Below are 18,350 nucleotides of genomic sequence, written 5' to 3'. Positions count from 1 at the left end.
ATCACGCCTGTCCGCCCTTCTGCTAGGAATGCGCACGTGCTTACCGGAGACCGCGTGCGCATGCGCGCCATCGAACCGTCGGATGCCGTCTTCCTGCTGCGCTGGCACACCGATCCCGAGGTGATGCGCTGGCTGGAGGACCCGTACCCGCCCTCGCTGGCCGCGCTGACCCGGCAACTGGAGGAGCGCAAGCCCGACTCCTACGACAGCCTCACCCTGATGATCGACGACCTGGACGGGCGGACGATCGGCATCTGCGCCCTGCGGGGCGCCGAACCCGAGACCGGCGACGCCACCCTGGACATCTACCTGGGCGAGAAGGACACCTGGGGGCAGGGTTACGCGACCGACGCGATGCGGGTGATCTGCCGCTACGGCTTCCAGAAGATGCGCCTGCACCGGATCGGCCTGACCGTCGTCGCCGAGAACGCCGCCGCCCGGCGCGTCTACGAGAAGGTGGGCTTCGTCGAAGAGGGGCGCCGGCGCGAGTCGTTCCGGCGCGACGGAAAGTGGCACGACCAGATCGTCATGGGGCTGCTGGAGGGCGAACTGCGCTGAGCCCGAACGCGGCGGCGTTCTGCCGGGCCCAGGCGGCGAAGGAGCGCGGCGCCCGGCCGAGTACCCGTTCCACGTCCGGGCTGACCTTCTGCTCCTCGGCCGTCGGCTCGCCGAGGATGTCCAGCGTGCCGTCGGCCACCGCCTCGGGCATGAACGCGAGCATGCGGGCCCTGGCCTCGTCGCGGGTCAGCGCGGTGAAGGCCAGGTCCTCACCCAGCGCGTCGCCCAGGGCCGCGGCCATCTGACGGGGCGTGATCAGCTCCGGCCCGGTCAGCACGTACGTCCGCCCGTCGTGGGCCGGGTTCCGCAGCGCGGCGGCCCCCACCTCGGCGATGTCGTCCGGATGGACGACCGGCAGCGGCACGTCGGCGAACGGCGCGAAGACCTCCCGCCGCGCGCGCACCGGCTCGGCCCAGGCGTAGGCGTTGGAGGCGAAGCCGCCGGGCCTGATCACCGTCCAGCCGAGGCCACTGGCCATGGCCTGGTCCTCGAAGTGCCGCATCCGCAGCCCGTGACCGGGCGACTCGGGCCGGGTGGCGGCCGACTGCGAGGTCAGGACCACGATCCGGCCCACGCCCGCCGCCTTGACCGCCGCGATCACCGCGGCGTCGGTCTCCGGAGCCAGCCCCGGCGGCACCAGGAGGAACGCCGCCCGCGCGCCCCGCAGCGCCGGGCCGAGCGTGGCCGGGTCGGTCAGGTCGGCGGCGACCGTGCGGACACCCTGGGGCGCGTCGGCGGCGGTGATCCGGCGGGCGACGGCGGTGACCTGCGCACCCGCCTCGTGCAGCGTGCGCACCAGCGCGCGGCCGACGTTCCCGGTGGCTCCCGTGACAACGAACATGAGGTTCTCCAGTTAGTTAGCTGGCTGACTGAAAAGAACCGTAGCACAGGCTCGCCGCTATAGTGAGTCAGGTGACTGACTCGAAGGGTTCCGCGCGAGTGCGGGCGGCCGGCGCCAAGCGGCAGCGGCTCATGAGCGCCGCCGCCGAGGTCGTGCACCGGCAGGGCGCCGAGCGGACCACGATCGCCGACATCGCCCGCGCCGCCGACGTCCCCGTGGGCAACGTGTACTACTACTTCAAGACCAAGGACGAGCTCGTCGCCGCCGCCCTGTCGGAGCACGAGCGGCGGCTGGGCACGCTCACCGCCCGCCTGGACGAGCTGCCCGATCCCCGGGCCCGGCTCAAAGGGCTGGTCGAGGCGTGGGTGAGCCAGCGCGAGGTGGCCGCGCGCTACGGCTGCCCCACCGGCACCCTCGCCGCCGAACTCGACAAGCGCGCCGACGGCGGGCTCGACGCCGAGGCTGGCCGGGTGATCCGGCTGCTGCTCGGCTGGGCCGAGCGCCAGTTCCGCGAGCTCGGCCTGCCCGAGCCTGACGGCCTGGCCCTCACCCTGGTCGGCGGCTACCAGGGCATGTCGCTCCTGGCCAACGCGCTGCGCGAACCCGGCGTCATGGACCGCGAGGGCGCGCGCCTGCTGACCTGGCTGGACTCCTTGTAGCCAGGCCCCGCCGTACCCTGCCCTCCACGGTACGGCGGGGCGCCGCCTCAGCTCTCGAAGGCGGGCATGATCCGGTCGTGGATCAGCCGGAGCTGGGTGTCCACGTCCGCCACGTCCGGCAGGTCACGGCCCATGAACTGCTTGACCAGCGTCGCGTCGGTCACCGCGAGGATCATGTGGTTGACCCCGGCCGGCTCGATCTCCCGCTTGATCTTGGCCACGCACTCCTCGGGCGTGCCGGCGATGGACAGGCGCTCGCCGATCTCCGGGGTGGTGAGCTCGATGGCGCGGGCCAGGTCCCCGGCGCCGAGCGCCTCCACCACGGGCTTCATCGCGTTGGGGTTGACGCCGTTGCGCTCCAGTTGCTCGGCCGGCATCGACGAGGCGTACAGGCCGACCATGCTGCGGGCGGCCTCCTTGGCGACGGCCGAGTCCGGGCCGGTGGCGAAGACGACCCAGGCGCCGATGTCCAGCGTGGACGGGTCCTTGCCCGCCTTCGCGGCACCGGCGCCGAAGTGCTCGACCAGGTAGTCGTAGGCCTCGCGGGTGTAGCTGAGGGCGTGGTGGACGCCGTCGGACAGTTCGCCCGCCGCCTGGAAGGAGCGCGGGCCGCGCATGGCGCCGAACTTGACCGGCACCCGCTCCTGCACGGGCCGGGCGAAGGTGAACAGGCCATCGTAGGTGAAGAACTCGCCCTGGTGGGTGATGGCGCCGGTGTCGAGCAGGGTGCGGACCACATGGGCCGCCTCCTTGACCCGCGACAGGGGCTTGGAGACGGTCCAGTCGATGCCGTACTGGGCGAGGAGCCCGAAGTTGCCGCAGCTCAGCACCACTTCGGCGCGCCCGTCGCTGAGCTCGTCGAGCGTGGCGGCGGCCTGGGCGATGAGGGACGGCTCGCGCAGGACGACCGAGGAGACGCTCGGGCCGAACCGGATGCGCGAGGTCTGCCGCGAGGCGGCGGCGAACAGCAGCCACAGGTCCTTGTGCCAGGTCTCGTCGGCCGCGTAGCAGGCGTGGAAGCCCAGCTCGTCGGCGAGCTTGATCGAACGCAGGGAGTCGGTCAGCGGGTAGTCGGGGAGCATCACGTAGCTGAACTTCATGGGGAACCTGCCTTCTGGGGGATGGCGTCGCCGGCGGGGGCGGCGCCGTGCTCGTACGGCCGGGCGGCCACCAGATAGACCAGCCCGGCGGCGACGACCGCCACGCCGGACAGCAGCACGAGGTAGTCGTCGTACCAGGGCGCGCCGGGCGTGCGCGGCCAGACCATGTTGACGATGGCCAGCACGCCGTACACCAGGGCCGCGATGTTGACCGCGAGCCCGGCGGCGCCCAGCGTGAAGGGCCCGGACGGACGCCAGCCGCGCAGGCGCGCCCGCAACGCGGCGAGGACGACCATCTGGAAGCCCAGGTAGATGCCGAGGACCGCGAACGAGATGATCTTCACCAGCGCGTCCGCGGAGATGACGGAGCCGAGCACCACGAGCGCGGGCACGACGGCCGCCACCAGCAGCGCGTAGGGCGGGATGTGGCGCACGGGGGAGAAGCGCTTGAAGATCCGGCTGCCGGCGATCATGTCGTCGCGCGCGTAGGAGTACAGCAGGCGGCCGGCGGCGGCCTGCAGGCTGAGCGCGCACGACAGGAACGACAGCAGCACCACGCCGAGCACCACCCGCAGCCCGCCCTCGCCGAACGCGGCGGTGAGCACGCCGGTCACCGGGTCGCCGTCCGTGCCGCCGATCACCGCGGCGAAGTCCGGCACGGCCAGCAACAGCGCCAGGCAGACGAAGGTCGCCGCGGCGCCGCCGACGTAGATGGTCATGCGCATGGCCTTGGGGATGCGCCGGGTGGGGTCGGGCACCTCCTCCGCGACGTCGCCGCAGGCCTCGAATCCGTAGTACTGGAAGATCCCGATCAGCCCGGCTGCCAGGAAGGCGGTGAAGTATCCGGACCCGCTGCCCGCCCCGAATGTGTCGAACAGCACCCCCAGCCCGTGATGGCGCTGCGTCAGCAACAGCCAGCCGCCCACGGCCAGCGCCCCGGCCAGCTCCGCCGCGAATCCCACGATCGCCGCGACCGCCAGCGCCCGCGTCCCGGCCAGGTTGATCGCCAGTGCCACCCCGATGATCACCACCGCGCCCAGGATCGTGTTCCAGGTGCTCACCCCGATGCCGAGGAACGCCGACAGGTACGGCCCCGCCCCGTAGGCCACGCTGGCGATCGTGACCAGGAGCGCCACGAGGTAGACCCACCCGGTCATCCACGCCCACCGCCGCCCCCACAGCCGCCGTGCCCACGGATAGATGCCGCCGGTCAGCGGGTACTGCGAGACGATCTCCCCGAAGACCAGCGCCACGAGGAACTGACCGGCGCCCACGAGCACCAGGCTCCAGATCATCGGCGGCCCGCCCGCCGCCAGCGACGTGGCGAAGAGCGTGTAGATCCCGACGACGGGGGAGAGATAGGTGAACCCGAGCGAGAAGTTCGCCCACAGGCTCATCTCCCTGCGGAACTCCGAGGTGTAGCCGAGGTCGGCCAGGCGCCGGTCATCCGTCGAGCTCATGGAGCAGCTCCTCGCCCGAGACCACCGTGTGCGCGAAGTGGCGGTGCATCCAGGCCAGGTGGCCGGCCCGGGAGTGGACCAGCCGCAGGGTGTCCCAGTTGGGGAACTCCTGCTGGAGGACGTGCTCGGTCATCAGCTCCGGCGCGACCTCGTAGACGTGCTCGAACCGGGTGATCGCCACCTCGGTCACAGGTACGGCAGGCGGTGGCGACATCTCATCCGACCGGCGATATTTCATGATGGTGCTCCGTATGCCTGGTCGAGCAGGTACTTGCCCGGGTTCATGATGTTGTTGGGGTCCAGCGCCCGCTTGATCTGGAGCATCACCTCGAAGCCGCCGCCGAGCTCCCGCGGTACCAGGTCCACCTCGCCCTCGCGGCACGAGCCGTGGCAGGCGCTGATCGACCCGCCGTGCGCCAGCGCCACCGCCGCGAGGTCCCGCTTGGCGCGTACCCAGGCCGCCCACGCCCGGTCGTCCAGGCGCTGCTCCCAGATGCCGATGTCGATCTCGGTCAGGTAGTCGGCGCCGGTCGCGCCGTTGGTGTAGGCGAACATGCCCCAGTCGTCGAAGACGTCGCTCTCGCGCCGCAGCCGGTCGGCGATCTCGTGCCAGGCCAGGCGGACCGGGGGGAGGTTGGTGTAGTTGATCGAGGCGTCCTCGCAGTGCCAGCTCATCGGCGCCACCTGGCCGGACTTCGTGCGGCCGTGCAGCGGGGTGGCGTAGCGGTCGTGGCGGGCCGCCCAGTCTCCCTGGGAGATCTCGTCGCCCAGGTAGCGGGCGCCGGCGTCGCGGGCGATGCGCATGAGCCGCCTGCCGCCCGCCTCCACCTCGTCGGCGTAGCCGTACAGGGCGGCGCAGACCAGGGCCTTCACCGACGACGGCTGCGGGATGTAGGCCTCGTCGTCGCGGCGCAGGTAGGCGACCTTCCACTCGTCGAACAGCACCGCCCCGGCGAAGGTGGCCACCCCCGCGCGGGCCAGCAGGCCGACGCAGCGGTAGGCGTCGGCGTAGTCCGCGAAGGCCCAGAAGGGGGAGAACTCGGCCTCCGGCTTGGGGAAGAGCTTGAGCGTGGCCTCGGTGGCGATGCCGAGTGTGCCCTGATGGCCCATGAAAAGGTGTTTGAGCTGGTAGCCGCTGGACGATTTCGTGATTTTCCGGCCTATGCCATCCCCTACGTGGATGACCTGCCCGCTCGGCAGCACGTGGTCGAAGCTCAGGACCAGGTCGCGCGTATGCCCGTAGCGGGAGCCGATGAGCGACCAGCCGCTCGTGCCGATCCGGCCGCCGACCAGCGAGCACGGGTAGGAGGCCGGGTCGTCCGGATAGATCAGATCGTGTACGGCCAGCCGTTCGTTGAGCTTGAGGGCGTTGATGCCGGTGCCGACCGTGCAGGTGCGGTTGTCCAGATCAAGATCCTTGATGTGGTTGATCCGCTTCACGTCCACGAGGATGCCGCCCCGCAGTGGCACCGCCCCGTCCGTCAGCCCGGTGCCGCCGTCGCGCGGCACCACCGGGATCCGCAGGCGGTTGGCCAGCTTGAGCACCTCGGCCACCTCCTCGGTGCTGCCGGGCAGGACGACCAGGTCGGGCAGCCGCTCCGCCCAGCGGTGCACGGGGAACGGCGCGGGCACGCGGGCCCGGTTCAGCCGGTCGGCCTTGCCGGTGAGCACGTGCCCGTCGCCGAGGATCTGGCGCAGCTCGCCGAGCACGGGGTCGCTGAGCGCGGTGACGGTCATGACGCCACCGCCCGCCGTACCGGAGGAAGGGTGATCACGCGGGCCGGAAGGAGGGTGATCACGCGGGCCGGAAGGAGGGCGATCACGGCGCCACCCCCAGGGAGAGCGCCAGCAGCTCGAACAGGTCCACCACGTCGATCGAGCGGGCCCTGCCCGCCTCCGACAGCGGCCGCTCCGACCACGGGCAGGCGCTCACCAGCGTGTCCACCCCCAGCTCGGCGGCCTTGTCGATGCGGCTCGCGCTGATGCGCGCGGTCAGTTCCGGCTTCTCGATCGGCAGCCCGCCGCCCGCGCCCGAGCAGTACGACCACTGGGTGACCCGGTCCACGTCGGTGAAGGTCAGCCCGGGGATCGCGCGCAGCAGCTCGCGCGGCTCCCGCCAGACGCCCTTGCGCTTGTTGAGGCGGCAGGGGTCGTGGTAGGTGACGCTGCGTTCGACGGGGACGTGCGGCGTGAGCCGTCCCTCGCGCACCAGCTCCGCGAGCAGCTCCACGACCAGCACGATCTCGATGTCGTAGCCGTCGCCGAAGTACCGGGGATAGTCCTCGGTGAAGGTGATGTAGTCGTGCGGGTCGAGGACGAGCACCCGCCGCACGCCGGAGGCCCGCCAGTCGTCGAGGTTGTGCCGGGCGAAGCGCCTGGCCTGCTGCTCGTAGCCCATCTCGGCGGCCGGTCCGCCGCAGCACCACTGCTCGTTCATCAGGCCGAACTTGTATCCGGCCAGGTTGAGCATGCGGGCCACGGCGCGCGGCACGCTCGTACGGTGGAAGGCGGCCTCGCAGTCGACGAACAGGATCGTCTCCCCGCCGATGGCCAGTTCCAGGCCCTCGGCCCAGTCGCGCACGCGCTCCTGCCCGGCGGCCTCGGTGACGGGCTCGTGGGAGCGCTCGTCGGTCTCGGCGTTCCAGCGCCGCCAGGCGTCCTGGTGGACGTCCTGTGAGACGGCCAGCGTTCGCGCCGCCTTGACCAGGTCGACGGTCCGGGTGCGGAAGCGGTAGAAGTCGCCGGTGAACAGGGAGTTGGGGCAGCGCAGCTCGCAGGCTCCGCAGCCGGTGCAGTTGACGTAGTCCGCCGCCACGTCGGAGATCTCCAGCTCGCCCTTCTCCATCGCGACCACGTTGGCGTGGAAGGCGGTGGGGCTCCAGGACTCGTTCCGCGTGACCTGCATGACCGGGCAGACCTCGCGGCAGAACTTGTGGCCGGAGGAGAAGCAGTTGTAGGCGGCGTCGCGCCACTCCTCGGCGAATTTCTTGTCGGCGTCGGGCACGGGGGGCCTCCCAACGATGCGGGGTTGCGCTTAAAACTATGAGTTCATATTTCAAAAGGCAATATGCTGGTCCCCGTGACCCAGCTGCCGGTGTCGGCTGTCTTCGCCCCGCTCGACGACGGCTCGGGCCGCGTGGAGGTCGTCGTGCGCCGCCTGGCCGAGGCCATCGCCCTCGGCCTCGTCGCCGACGGCGACCAGCTCCCGTCGGAGCTGGAGCTGGCCGGAGCGCTCAACGTCTCCACCGTCACCCTGCGCGCGGCCCTGGCCGCCCTGCGCGAGCGCGGTCTGGTCGAGACACGGCGGGGAAGGGGCGGCGGCACGTTCGTCCGCGGCCCCGCCGACCCGTCCGCCGCCCGCCTGCGCCAGCGCCTGCGCGAGCTGAGCAGTTCCGAGCTGCGCGAGATCGGCGACTACCGCGCCGCCATCGCCGGAACCGCCGCCCGCCTGGCCGCGCTGCGCGCCTCGGGGGAGAACGTCCAGCGCCTGCGCCAGGTCGTCGCCAAGCTGGAGAAGGCCACCACGATGGGCGAGCGCCGCCGCGCCGACGGCCGCTTCCACATCGAACTCGCCGCCGCCGCCCAGTCCGTCCGGCTCACCCGCGCCGAGATCGACATCCAGGCCGAGGCGGGCGAACTGCTCTGGCTCCCGTACGGCGAGGCCGTCGACCCCGCCGAGGTCGTGCACAGCCACACCGCGGTCATCGACGCCGTCGCCGCCCGCGACGCCGAGAGCGCCAGACGCCTCACCGAAGCGCACATCGACAAGGGCGTCCAGCGTCTGATGGAGTTCCATTGGCGGCTCGTCGCGACAGCGGGAGGTGACGATGGAGGATCCACGCGTTGACCGGGTGGCCGACCGGGTTCACACGATCATCGAAGACATCTTCAGCTCCCTGGAGGAGATCAGGACGGCCGCCGTCGCCTGCTACCGGCCGGAGCTGTCCACCTCCGACCTGGTGGCGATCCGGCCGCAGATCTTCGGCTGCCTGCGCCGTTCGCCGGACGTGCTGGCCGGCGCCGGGCTCATCCTGGCCCCCGGCGTGCTGGCCGACCGGCCGCGCTGGCTGGAGTGGTGGCAGGCGCCCGACCCGACCTTCCTCGACGTCGACCTCAACCCCGACAGCCTCGACTTCTACGACTACACCGCCGCCGAGTGGTTCGCGGTGCCCGAGCGCACCCGCACCCGCCACGTCGTCGGCCCGTACGTCGACTACGGCGGCACCGACACCTACATGCTCACGCTCACCACGCCCGTCGAGGTCGAGCGCCGCTTCCTCGGCGTGGTCGGCGCCGACGTGCGCGCGGCCCGCTTCGAGGAACTCCTGCTCGGCGTCCTGAGCGCCTGCTCGGCCGAGGTGGCCCTGGTCAACGCGGAGGGCCGCGTCGTGGCCGCCAACTCCCCGCGCCGCCCGTCCGGCTCGCTGCTGCCGGTGACCGGCGGCGACCCGCTGCCCAGCCTGCCCTGGCGGCTGATGTCCCTGGAGACGACCACGCACGCGGGGTAGCAAAGATTACACCCGGAGGGAGATTATCGCTCCAGTACATAAAAAAGAGACGTTAGCGGTTTTCGTGTTTTACCGCCGCTGCGTACCATTGCCGTTGGAAGGGCCTCCTGCCTGCAGACGTGTGCACCGCTCGGCCGACAGGAGGCCCGACCACCGCTAGAGGGAATTGATCACCCAGACGATCCAGACAACCGCTCGGGCAGTAGACCAGGTGATCCGGCCGATGGCGAGAATGTCCTTAAATCTCGACGGGCGACCGTGACGTCCCATTTTCCACCTCCTTTCGGGATAAGAGCCTGTGACAGGCGTGCAAATACCCGCCAAGCGCTCTCAAGGGAGATGGTAATGCCATCTAGGCAGGTTTGAATGCCTCTCGGGTGAGGATTAATCCACCCCAATAAAGCGACTTTCTTATGGGCGCCGTGAATGCCGTCAATATCCTTGATAAGCAGTTAAACGCGGCATATCTCCACAATTCCGCCACCGGGTTCCGGGAAGAGGACCCGCATCCGCCGCGGCGCATGACCGCCTCAGGACCGGCGGCTAGGGCGCCACTTCCAGGTAGTCGAGGTTGGGGCCGCCGCCGGACGTGGTGGCGGTGGCCCGGATGACGTTGGAACCCGCGTTCAGGGGCAGCGTGAGCGTCTTCGTCTGCCAGGTGGTCCACGCGCCGGTGCCGGGGAAGTCGTGCACCGTGCCGGCCACGTTCATGCGGCGGTTGGCGGTGGTGCCGTTGGCGTAGCGCAGGCGGACGGTGGCCGGGCCCGTCGTGGCGGCGGTGACGGTGAACTCGACGTAGCCACCCGTGACGTTGTCGTAGTTGACGAACCCCGTGCCCGAGTATCCGGCGTGGTTGGACTCGACCGCGCCGCGCGAGATCACCGCGTTCTCCGCCTCGTGGCGGCCCTGCGGCGGGGTCGTCGCCCACGAGACCTGCGGCGAGCGGTAGAAGCCGATGTCCAGGACCGCCCAGCGCGGCGCCTGCGCGCCCAGGCGGGTGCGGAAGGCGGTCCAGTCGTGCGTCGACCAGGGCGACCAGCCCAGCTCGGCGATGGCGGGCAGGCGCGGGAAGGCCATGTACTCGAGGTGCTCCTCGGTGACCAGCGTCTCGGTCCACAGCGGCGCCTCGACGCCGAGCACGGCGGAGGCGGGCACGCCGCTGAGGTGGCTGCCGGGGTTCCACTCATAGGCGGTCTTCACCTCGATGAGCGCCGCCCAGTCCTGCCCGAGCGGCGTCGAGGCGGTGTACTTCATGTCCAGGTACGCCTTGTTGGCCGGAGACATGATCACCTTGGCGCCCTTGGCCACGGCGCTGGTGATCAGGGAGTCCGACGTCGTCGTCCCCCAGTACTGGGCCACCCGGCCGGGCGAGTGCCGCACGGCCTGAGCGCCGATCTGGTGCCAGCCCACGACCGCCTTGCCGCGCCCGGCCACCATCGGCTGCACCCGGTTCATGAACGTCGCGTACTGCGCGTCCGGCGTCGCGTCCGCCTCGTCGCCCCCGATGTGCAGGTACGGCCCCGGCGTCATCTCGGCCAGCTCCCTGACGAGGTCGGCCACGAAGGTGTAGGTGACCTCCTTCGTGGCGCACAGCGAGCTGAAGCCCACGCCCGTCCCGGTGTACAGCGGCGGGGCGACGCCGTCGCAGTTGAGCTCGGCGTAGGAGGCCAGCGCGGCGTTGGTGTGGCCGGGGACGTCGATCTCCGGCACGACCGTGATGTGCCGCTGGGCGGCGTAGGCGACGATCTCCCGGTACTGGGCCTTGGTGTAGTAGCCGCCGGGCCCGCCGCCCACCTGGGTGCTGCCGCCGTACGTCGCCAGGCGCGGCCAGGAGTCGACGACGATGCGCCAGCCCTGGTCGTCGGACAGGTGCAGGTGCAGATAGTTGATCTTGTAGAGCGCGATCCTGTCGATGTGCCGCTTGACGGTGGCGACCGGGTGGAAGTGCCGGGCGACGTCGAGCATGGTGCCCCGGTAGGCGAAGCGGGGATGGTCCACGATGCGCCCGCCCGGCACCGTCCACGGCCCCGGCCGCACGCTCGTGCTCTCCACCTGGGGCGGCAGGAGCTGCCGGAGCGTCTGCACGCCGTTGAACAGTCCCGTCGCCGTCCGGGCCCGGATCGTGACGCCGCTCGTGGCGACGTCGAGCTGGTAGCCCTGGTCGCCGAGGCCCGGGTCGGCGCCGGACAGCAGCAGCGACACGCTGCCCTGGCCGCCGGTGCGCAGCGGCAGCGCGTACCCCGTGGACGGCCGCAGCAGCCCCGCGAGGTAGGTGCCCACGCCCGCGTCGTCGCTGGCGATCGTCGCGTCCGCGGCCAGCGTGTACGGCGTGGCCGCCGCCTGGACCGACACCGGCGCAGGGATCACGTCCCCGAGCGCCCGGGCCGCGCTCGCCGAGGCGATCAGGCCGCCCGCGCCGGCGGCCCCGGTCGGCAACGTCCCCAGCGCGGCCAGCAGAATCCCCGCCAGCAGCGTGCGAGTGGCGAGCGTGCCGATCCTGGAACGGCCCATGACGGTCCTCCGCGGATGCTCCCGGTTAATGGTTAGTAAGCTTTACTTCCCCGAGTCGTCCGGTCAAGCCACGAACCCGCGCCCCGCCCGGTCGGCCCGCAGCGCGTCCAGACGCTCGAAGTCCAGGACCCGCACACCGGCCCCCCGGACGTAGTACTCCGCCGGCCGCGCCGGATACGGATCGGCGAACCCGGTCACCCCCGCGCACGGCGCCCCGTGGTAGCTGGCGCCGTGCTGCCAGTCGCTCACCGCCACGTATGTCATGAACTCATACGCCCTGGCCACGCTCATGTGCTGCCACAGCGCCCGCGAGGGATCCGGCGAGTCCCACCGCGTTACCGAGAAGGCCTGCACCAGCACCGCGTCCACCGGCGCTGCCAGCCGGGCCGAGTACCACAGGTCCGCGCACACCAGCACCCGCACCCGCCGCCCCGCCAGCTCGAACGTCTGCGACGGCCGCCCCGGCAGCACCCCCGCACGATGCTCGACCCCATAGGGATGCGCCTTCTCGTACTCGGCCACGATCCGGCCGGCCGGATCGGCCACCACGCCCCGGTTGACGCTCCCGCCCTCGACGGCGTCGTAGTGCGACCCGCCCACCACGTACGCCCCCGCCCGCCGCGCCAGAGCGCGAACCCGCTCCAGATACTCCGCCCTCGGCAGCCGCGACCCGGCCAGTTCCGGCAGCACCACCAGATCGCTCTCCTCCAGCAGTTCGCCCGCGGCGTCGAAGTTGTCGTGCCCGTCGGGCGACCAGGCGGCCGGTGCGATCGTTAAGACCCTCATTCCGTCATCGTCGCAGCCACCCACGCCACGGGTGCCGCGGGGTCGGGTCTGGGAAGCTGGGCGCATGACGGAATTTCAGGAAGTGGTACGGCGCCGGCGCATGGTCCGCAACTACGACCCCGACCGCCCCGTTCCGGCCGGGATCCGCGAGCGCATCCTCGGCAACGCGCTGCACGCGCCGTCCGCCGGATTCAGCCAGGGCTGGGCGTTCCTGGTGCTGGAGGAGCCGCAGGACATCGAGCGGTTCTGGAAGCTGTCCGGCGACGAGGCCGACGACTGGGGCAAGGGGCTGCGCCGCGCCCCGCTCCTGATCATCCCGCTCTCGCACAAGCAGGCCTACCTCGACCGCTACGCCGCCCCCGACAAGGGCTGGACGGACAAGGACGAGAACCGCTGGCCGGTGCCGTACTGGGACATCGACACCGGCATGGCCTCCCTGCTCATGCTCCTGACCGCCGTGGACGAGGGACTCGGCGCCTGCTTCTTCGGGGTCCCGCCGGGTGAGCGGACGGCGCTGCTGAAGGAGTCGTTCGGCGTGCCCGAGGCGTACACCCCGATCGGTGTGATCAGCGTCGGCTACCGGGCACAGGACAAGGCCTCGCCGTCCCTGAAGCGTGGTCGCAAGCCCGCCGGTGAGGTGGTGCACCGCGGCGCCTGGGGCCGCCACTGACCCTCGCGTCTTCCCCGGGAACGCCCTCTCCGGGGAAGACGCCCGAGTGCTCAGCGCTTACGGCGGCGCTTCACGATGGCCCGGATGGTCAGCAGCAGCACGACGGCCACGATCTGGCCGCCGAACACGATGCGGTTGACGTCGACGACCGGCTGCCAGCGCACCTCGCCGTCCTTGATCACGAAGACGCCCGCCGGGGCGGCCCCGAAGCCGAAGCCCCCGCCGGAGCCCTGGCCGGGGTGCTCGCCGCCCTCGGAGGTGCCGGATCCGCCGCCCCCGCCCTGGCCGACCTTGGCGACGGGGATGACGGTGACATCGCCGTGCCGGATCGGCTCGCCGAAGACCCGCTTGACGGTCGCCGCGTCCTTCGTCTTCTCCACCAGTTCCATGATGTCCATCCACCCAGGCTCTCACCCGGTCGCGGAAGTTCAATCGAAGGTGGTGGAGATCTCGTGCCAGCGCACCATGTCGGCCGCCGCCGCGGGACCCCACGTGCCCTTCTCGTACGGCAGCGGCGCCTGCGGCAGGTCGAGCACCGGCTGCACGATCCGCCACGACTCCTCGGCCAGGTCGAAGCGGACGAAGCGCCGCGGATCACCGGACACCGCGTCGGTGAGGATGCGCTGGTAGGCGGCCTCCATGGGCCCGAGCACCTTGGTGAAGTCGACGCTCACCGGCACCTGCCGGGTGGCGTCGCGGCCCGGCTCCTTGGCCAGCAGGTCGAAGGTGACGCCCGCGTCGGGCTGCAGCCGGAACCTGATCAGGTTGGGCTTGACCTCGCCGTGGAACAGCGTGACCGGCGGCATGCGCAGCTCGGCGACGATCTCCAGGTCGGTGGTGGGCAGCGCCTTGCCGGAGCGGATGTAGAAGGGCACGCCGGCCCAGCGCCAGTTGTCGATGGCGGCGCGCATGGCCACGAACGTCTCGGTGGTGGAGCCTGGGCGCACGCCCGCGGTGCCGAGGTAGCCGGTGTACTGGCCGCGTACGACGTCGGCGGGCCGGATGTCCTGCACGGCGCGCAGCACGCGCCACTTCTCGTCGATGAGCGCGCGGGCGTCCTTCGAGGGCGGCGCGTCCATCGCGAGGATGGCCAGCAGCTGCATCAGGTGGTTCTGGACGACGTCGCGGATGGTGCCGTTGGCGTCGTAGAAGGCGCCGCGGTCGGAGACGTCGAAGCTCTCGGCCATGGTGATCTGGACGTTGCGCACGTAGTTGCGGTTCCAGATGGGCTCCAGCAGCATGTTGCCGAGCCGGAAGACGAGCAGGTCCTCCACCGGCTCCTTGCCGAGGAAGTGGTCGACGCGGCGCAGGTGGTCCTCGTCGAAGTACTTGAGCAGCTCGGCGTTGAGCTCGCGGGCCGAGGACTGGTCGTTGCCGAACGGCTTCTCCACCACGAGCCGCGCGTCGCGGTGGAGCCCGACGCCGGCCAGGCCCTGCGCGACGGCGCCGAACAGCGCGGGCGGCACCGCCAGGTAGTGCACGAGGAAACCCGCGCCGTCCACCTCGTCGCGGATGGCCGCGAACGTGGACTCCTCGCGGTAGTCGCCCGCCACCAGCCGCAGGTTGCCCGCGAACTTCTCGAAGGCCGCGTCGCTCGCCCCGCCGCAGGCCTGGCGGGCCCGCTCGCGCAGGCCCGCCAGGTCGAGGTCGGTCTTGGCGACGCCGACGATGGGCAGGTCGAGCACCCCGTCGGCGGTCAGCCGGTAGAGCGCGGGCAGCAACATCTTGTAGGCCAGATCACCGGTGATCCCGAACAGGACCATCGCGCCCGCACGCGTCATGTCAAATGCGCCTTCCTCTGAGTTCCCGGTACTTCTTTACCAGCTGGGCGGTGGAGGCGTCGGGGAACGCCACAGGCGGCTCCTCCGAGGTCAGCAGCGGCTCCAGGCCGAGCGCCATCTTCTTGCCCAGCTCGACGCCCCACTGGTCGAAGGAGTCGACACCCCAGATGACGCCCTCGACGAAGACGATGTGCTCGTAGAGGGCGACGAGCTGGCCGAGGGTGTACGGGGTGAGCTTCGGCGCCAGGATCGTCGAGGTGGGCCGGTTGCCCGGCATCACCTTGTGCGGCACGACCTCGGCCGCGGTGCCCTCCGCGGCGATCTCCTCCGCGGTCTTGCCGAAGGCCAGCGCGGTGGTCTGGGCCAGGAGGTTGGCCGTGAGGATGTCGTGCATGCCCGCGGCGTCCTCGAACGGCTCGGCGAAGCCGATGAAGTCGGCGGGCACGAGCCGGGTGCCCTGGTGCAGGAGCTGGTAGAAGGCGTGCTGGCCGTTGGTGCCCGGCTCGCCCCAGAAGATCTCGCCGGTGTCGGTGGTGACCGGCGTGCCGTCGGCGCGCACGGACTTGCCGTTGGACTCCATCGTCAGCTGCTGCAGGTAGGCGGGGAAGCGGTGCAGCCGCTGGCTGTAGGGCAGCACGGCCCGGGTCTGGGCGCCGAAGAAGTCGTTGTACCAGATGCCGAGCAGCCCCATCAGCACCGGCATGTTCCGCTCGAACGGCGTGGTGCGGAAGTGCTCGTCGATCGCGTGGAAGCCGGCCAGCATCTCGCGGAAGCGCTCGGGCCCGACCGCGATCATCAGCGACAGGCCGATGGCGCCGTCGTAGGAGTAACGGCCGCCGACCCAATCCCAGAAGCCGAACATGTTGGCGGTGTCGATGCCGAACCCGGCCACCTTCTCCGCGTTGGTGGAGACCGCCACGAAGTGCTTTTCGACCGCGCCCTCGCCCAGCGCCGAGACCAGCCAGTCGCGCGCCACGCGGGCGTTGGTCAGCGTCTCCAGCGTCGTGAACGTCTTCGAGCTGATCACGAACAGCGTCGTGGCCGGGTCCAGGCCGCGCAGGTTGCCGTGGATGTCGGCGGGGTCGATGTTGGAGACGAACCGGGCCGTGATCCCGGCGTCGGCGTAGTCCTTCAGCGCTTCGTAGGCCATCGCCGGGCCCAGGTCGGAGCCGCCGATGCCGATGTTGACCACGGTGGCGATGGGCTCCCCGGTCGCGCCGCGCCACTCCTTCGCGCGCACCCGCCCGGCGAAGGCGCTCATCTTGTCCAGGACGGCGTGCACGTCGGCCACCACGTCCTGGCCGTCGACCACCAGTTCGGCGTCCGCGGGCAGGCGCAGCGCCGTGTGCAGCACCGCCCGGTCCTCGCTCACGTTGATGTGATCGCCGCGGAACATCGCCTCGATCCGGTCGCCCAGCCCGGCCCGCTCGGCCAGCCGCAGCAGGAGGTCGAAGGTCTCGTCGGTGGCACGGTGCTTGGAGTAGTCGAGGTAGAGGTCGCCCGCGCGCACGCTCAGCCGCTCGGCCCGGCCCGGGTCGGCCGCGAACAGCTCGCGCAGGGTGGTGCCCGCGATCTCCTCGTGGTGCTTGGCCAGTGCCGTCCACTCCTGGCTCTGGGTGATGTCGCCGCTGTTCATGTGTCCTCCTCGGGCCGTCAAACCGATCACATCGTCCCGTAACGCCGTACCCAGCCTGACCATTTCCGCGCATGGCGCAGAAGACTCTTTGCCGTGCTCAGTGCGACTCCCTGGCCACGGACGAGCCGCTCGAACCGGTGAGGAAGTCCAGGTCACAGCCCCGGTCGGCCTGCAGGACGTGCTCCACGTAGAGCTTCTCCCAGCCTCTGGCCGGGCGGGCGAACCCGGTCGTGACCGGCTCGCGGGCGGCCAGGACGGCGTCGGGCACGTCCACCCGCAGCGTCCTGCCGGGCACGTCGAGCACGATCGGGTCGCCGGTCGTGACCCTGGCCAGCGGCCCGCCGGCGGCGGCCTCGGGCGCGACGTGGAGGACGACGGTGCCGTAGGCGGTGCCGCTCATGCGCGCGTCGCTGATGCGCACCATGTCGCGCACCCCCTTGGCCAGCAGCTTCGCGGGCAGCGGCAGGTTGCCGACCTCCGGCATGCCCGGGTAGCCCCTGGGGCCGCAGCCGCGCAGCACCAGCACGGAGTCCTCGTCGGCGTCCACGGTGTCCAGGCGCGTGTGCAGGTCCTCGACGCTGTCGAAGACGATCGCCCGGCCGCGGTGGCGCAGCAGTTCCGGCGAGGCGGCCGCGGGCTTGATCACCGCGCCGTCCGGGGCCAGGTTGCCGCGCAGCACGGCGATGCCCGCGTCGGGCAGCAGCGGGTCGGTGCGCGGCCGGATCACGTCCGCGTCCCAGATCGGCGCGTCGCGGAGGTACTCGGTGAGCGGGCGTCCGGTGACGGTGGTCGCCGCGGGGTCGAGGAGGTCCTCCACCTGATGGAGTACGGCCCGCAGCCCGCCCGCCCTGAACAGGTCGTCCATGAGGTGGCGCCCGGCCGGCTGCAGGTCGGCCAGCAGCGGCACCCCGGCGCCGGTCCGGTCGAAGTCGTCCAGGCTCAGCTCCACGCCGAGCCGCCCGGCGATCGCCAGCAGGTGCACGACCGCGTTGGTGGAGCCGCCGACCGCGGCCAGCGTGACGATCGCGTTGAGGAAGGAGGGGCGGGTCATGACCGCACTGGGCCGCCGGTCCTCCCGGACCAGGTCGACCGCGAGCGCGCCGCTCGCGTGGGCGCGTTCGAGCAGGCGGCTGTCGGCCGCGGGGGTGCCGGCGGTGCCGGGGATGGTCATGCCGAGCGCCTCGGCCACGCAGGCCATCGTCGAGGCGGTGCCCATGGTGTTGCAGTGCCCGCGGCTGCGGATCATGGAGGACTCGGACTCCAGGAACGACGCGCGGGTCAGCGTTCCGGCCCGTACCTCCTCGCTGAGCCGCCACACGTCGGTGCCGCAGCCCAGCGGCAGGCCCTGGAAGTGGCCGGTCAGCATCGGCCCGCCGGGCACGACCAGCGCGGGCAGGTCCACGGAGGCGGCGGCCATGAGCAGCGAGGGGATCGTCTTGTCACAGCCGCCGAGCAGCACGACGCCGTCCACGGGGTTGGCGCGCAGCATCTCCTCGGTGGCCATGGCGGCGAGGTTGCGCCAGAGCATGGCGGTGGGGCGGACGTTGGTCTCGCCGAGCGAGACGACGGGCAGGTTCAGCGGTACGCCTCCGGCCGCCCAGACGCCGGCGGCGACGCTCTTGGCCACCTCGTCGAAGTGGGCGTTGCAGGGGGTGAGGTCGGAGGCGGTGTTGGCGATGGCGATCTGGGGGCGTTCGAAGGCGCCGGCCGGGGTGCCGCGCCGCATCCAGGCGCGATGGATGTAGGAGTTTCTGTCGTCGCCTGAGTACCACTGAGCACTGCGGAGAGGCATCTCGGCAGCTTAGCGCCCACATGATCGGGATATATAAGACATATCCCC

The 18,350-nt window shown here is 71.2% G+C and carries 17 protein-coding genes; 5 read left to right on the top strand and 12 right to left on the bottom strand.

Annotation, left to right across the window (positions count from 1 at the left end; all coding sequences use genetic code 11):
- Positions 1 to 36: 36 nt before the first annotated feature.
- The gene (locus ACIBKY_RS10250; RefSeq protein ID WP_397096080.1) at positions 37 to 558 is read left to right on the top strand and encodes a GNAT family N-acetyltransferase; all 522 of its coding nucleotides are present in this window, start codon (positions 37 to 39) and stop codon (positions 556 to 558) included.
- On the opposite strand, the gene ACIBKY_RS10245 is transcribed toward ACIBKY_RS10250, so the two are convergent.
- Positions 527 to 1,399: an NAD(P)H-binding protein gene (locus tag ACIBKY_RS10245; protein WP_397096079.1), complete on the bottom strand. Its 873-nt coding sequence runs from the start codon at positions 1,397 to 1,399 to the stop codon at positions 527 to 529. The two genes, ACIBKY_RS10250 and ACIBKY_RS10245, sit on opposite strands and share 32 nt — an antisense overlap.
- Positions 1,400 to 1,470: 71 nt before the next feature.
- On the opposite strand from ACIBKY_RS10245, the gene ACIBKY_RS10240 reads away from it, so the two are divergent.
- The gene (locus tag ACIBKY_RS10240; protein WP_397096077.1) at positions 1,471 to 2,058 is read left to right on the top strand and encodes a TetR/AcrR family transcriptional regulator; all 588 of its coding nucleotides are present in this window, start codon (positions 1,471 to 1,473) and stop codon (positions 2,056 to 2,058) included.
- A gap of 47 nt (positions 2,059 to 2,105) precedes the next feature.
- Here the strand turns inward: ACIBKY_RS10240 and ACIBKY_RS10235 are convergent, their stop codons facing one another.
- The 5 genes from ACIBKY_RS10235 to ACIBKY_RS10215 form a co-directional block, all read right to left on the bottom strand.
- Positions 2,106 to 3,158: an LLM class flavin-dependent oxidoreductase gene (locus tag ACIBKY_RS10235; protein WP_397096076.1), complete on the bottom strand. Its 1,053-nt coding sequence runs from the start codon at positions 3,156 to 3,158 to the stop codon at positions 2,106 to 2,108.
- Positions 3,155 to 4,618 carry an APC family permease gene (locus ACIBKY_RS10230; RefSeq protein WP_397096074.1) on the bottom strand — a complete coding sequence of 488 codons (1,464 nt, stop codon included), beginning with the start codon at positions 4,616 to 4,618 and terminating at the stop codon, positions 3,155 to 3,157. The genes ACIBKY_RS10235 and ACIBKY_RS10230 overlap by 4 nt, the downstream gene beginning before the upstream one ends.
- Complete coding sequence (locus ACIBKY_RS10225) at positions 4,602 to 4,856, bottom strand: hypothetical protein (protein ID WP_379616762.1); 255 nt, start codon at positions 4,854 to 4,856, stop codon at positions 4,602 to 4,604. Before ACIBKY_RS10225 ends, ACIBKY_RS10230 begins: the two co-directional genes overlap by 17 nt.
- On the bottom strand, positions 4,853 to 6,355 hold the full coding sequence (locus ACIBKY_RS10220) for an FAD-binding oxidoreductase (RefSeq protein ID WP_397096073.1): 1,503 nt from the start codon (positions 6,353 to 6,355) through the stop codon (positions 4,853 to 4,855). Before ACIBKY_RS10220 ends, ACIBKY_RS10225 begins: the two co-directional genes overlap by 4 nt.
- A gap of 82 nt (positions 6,356 to 6,437) precedes the next feature.
- On the bottom strand, positions 6,438 to 7,622 hold the full coding sequence (locus tag ACIBKY_RS10215) for a (Fe-S)-binding protein (protein WP_397096072.1): 1,185 nt from the start codon (positions 7,620 to 7,622) through the stop codon (positions 6,438 to 6,440).
- A 75-nt stretch (positions 7,623 to 7,697) separates the two neighbouring features.
- Between ACIBKY_RS10215 and ACIBKY_RS10210 the strand changes: the two genes are divergently transcribed.
- Both ACIBKY_RS10210 and ACIBKY_RS10205 read left to right on the top strand, forming a co-directional pair.
- Complete coding sequence (locus tag ACIBKY_RS10210; protein WP_312896444.1) at positions 7,698 to 8,465, top strand: FCD domain-containing protein; 768 nt, start codon at positions 7,698 to 7,700, stop codon at positions 8,463 to 8,465.
- Entirely contained in the window at positions 8,446 to 9,126 is a 681-nt protein-coding gene (locus ACIBKY_RS10205; RefSeq protein WP_397096070.1) for a cache domain-containing protein, read from the top strand. Before ACIBKY_RS10210 ends, ACIBKY_RS10205 begins: the two co-directional genes overlap by 20 nt.
- 543 nt (positions 9,127 to 9,669) lie before the next feature.
- Here ACIBKY_RS10205 and ACIBKY_RS10200 read toward each other — a convergent pair.
- Both ACIBKY_RS10200 and ACIBKY_RS10195 read right to left on the bottom strand, forming a co-directional pair.
- Positions 9,670 to 11,637, bottom strand: a complete 1,968-nt coding sequence (locus ACIBKY_RS10200) for a family 20 glycosylhydrolase (protein WP_397096069.1) — start codon at positions 11,635 to 11,637, stop codon at positions 9,670 to 9,672.
- A 63-nt stretch (positions 11,638 to 11,700) separates the two neighbouring features.
- Positions 11,701 to 12,423 (bottom strand): carbon-nitrogen hydrolase family protein, encoded by a 723-nt coding sequence (locus ACIBKY_RS10195; RefSeq protein WP_397096067.1) that lies wholly within the window; start codon positions 12,421 to 12,423, stop codon positions 11,701 to 11,703.
- Positions 12,424 to 12,487: 64 nt separating this feature from the next.
- Between ACIBKY_RS10195 and ACIBKY_RS10190 the strand changes: the two genes are divergently transcribed.
- Positions 12,488 to 13,093, top strand: coding sequence for a nitroreductase family protein (locus tag ACIBKY_RS10190; RefSeq protein WP_397096065.1), 606 nt, complete (start codon positions 12,488 to 12,490; stop codon positions 13,091 to 13,093).
- 50 nt (positions 13,094 to 13,143) lie between these two features.
- Here ACIBKY_RS10190 and ACIBKY_RS10185 read toward each other — a convergent pair whose 3' ends face one another.
- From ACIBKY_RS10185 to ACIBKY_RS10170, 4 genes are all read right to left on the bottom strand, one after another.
- Positions 13,144 to 13,491, bottom strand: a complete 348-nt coding sequence (locus tag ACIBKY_RS10185) for a spore germination protein GerW family protein (protein WP_397096063.1) — start codon at positions 13,489 to 13,491, stop codon at positions 13,144 to 13,146.
- Positions 13,492 to 13,521: 30 nt separating this feature from the next.
- Positions 13,522 to 14,874 (bottom strand): glucose-6-phosphate dehydrogenase, encoded by a 1,353-nt coding sequence (gene zwf, locus ACIBKY_RS10180; protein WP_397096061.1) that lies wholly within the window; start codon positions 14,872 to 14,874, stop codon positions 13,522 to 13,524.
- 1 nt (position 14,875) lies between these two features.
- Positions 14,876 to 16,510, bottom strand: coding sequence for a glucose-6-phosphate isomerase (gene pgi, locus ACIBKY_RS10175; protein WP_397096059.1), 1,635 nt, complete (start codon positions 16,508 to 16,510; stop codon positions 14,876 to 14,878).
- Between the two features lie 97 nt (positions 16,511 to 16,607).
- A complete protein-coding gene (locus ACIBKY_RS10170) occupies positions 16,608 to 18,302 on the bottom strand; it encodes an IlvD/Edd family dehydratase (protein ID WP_397096057.1) in 1,695 nt (564 codons plus the stop codon).
- Between the last annotated feature and the right edge of the window lie 48 nt (positions 18,303 to 18,350).

Origin of the sequence: Nonomuraea sp. NPDC050394 (assembly GCF_044459065.1) — a bacterium.
GTDB lineage: Bacteria > Actinomycetota > Actinomycetes > Streptosporangiales > Streptosporangiaceae > Nonomuraea.
Note: the sequence above shows the minus strand (reverse complement) of the source record. Positions and strands in the feature narration are given on the sequence as shown.

Coding starts and splice junctions, on each gene's coding strand:
- ACIBKY_RS10245 (WP_397096079.1), bottom strand. CDS start 1,399: ATGTTCGTTGTCACGGGAGCCACCGGGAACGTCGGCCGCGCGCTGGTG.
- ACIBKY_RS10235 (WP_397096076.1), bottom strand. CDS start 3,158: ATGAAGTTCAGCTACGTGATGCTCCCCGACTACCCGCTGACCGACTCC.
- ACIBKY_RS10230 (WP_397096074.1), bottom strand. CDS start 4,618: ATGAGCTCGACGGATGACCGGCGCCTGGCCGACCTCGGCTACACCTCG.
- ACIBKY_RS10225 (WP_379616762.1), bottom strand. CDS start 4,856: ATGAAATATCGCCGGTCGGATGAGATGTCGCCACCGCCTGCCGTACCT.
- ACIBKY_RS10220 (WP_397096073.1), bottom strand. CDS start 6,355: ATGACCGTCACCGCGCTCAGCGACCCCGTGCTCGGCGAGCTGCGCCAG.
- ACIBKY_RS10205 (WP_397096070.1), top strand. CDS start 8,446: ATGGAGGATCCACGCGTTGACCGGGTGGCCGACCGGGTTCACACGATC.
- ACIBKY_RS10200 (WP_397096069.1), bottom strand. CDS start 11,637: ATGGGCCGTTCCAGGATCGGCACGCTCGCCACTCGCACGCTGCTGGCG.
- ACIBKY_RS10195 (WP_397096067.1), bottom strand. CDS start 12,423: ATGAGGGTCTTAACGATCGCACCGGCCGCCTGGTCGCCCGACGGGCAC.
- ACIBKY_RS10190 (WP_397096065.1), top strand. CDS start 12,488: ATGACGGAATTTCAGGAAGTGGTACGGCGCCGGCGCATGGTCCGCAAC.
- ACIBKY_RS10185 (WP_397096063.1), bottom strand. CDS start 13,491: ATGGACATCATGGAACTGGTGGAGAAGACGAAGGACGCGGCGACCGTC.
- zwf (WP_397096061.1), bottom strand. CDS start 14,874: ATGACGCGTGCGGGCGCGATGGTCCTGTTCGGGATCACCGGTGATCTG.
- pgi (WP_397096059.1), bottom strand. CDS start 16,510: ATGAACAGCGGCGACATCACCCAGAGCCAGGAGTGGACGGCACTGGCC.
- ACIBKY_RS10170 (WP_397096057.1), bottom strand. CDS start 18,302: ATGCCTCTCCGCAGTGCTCAGTGGTACTCAGGCGACGACAGAAACTCC.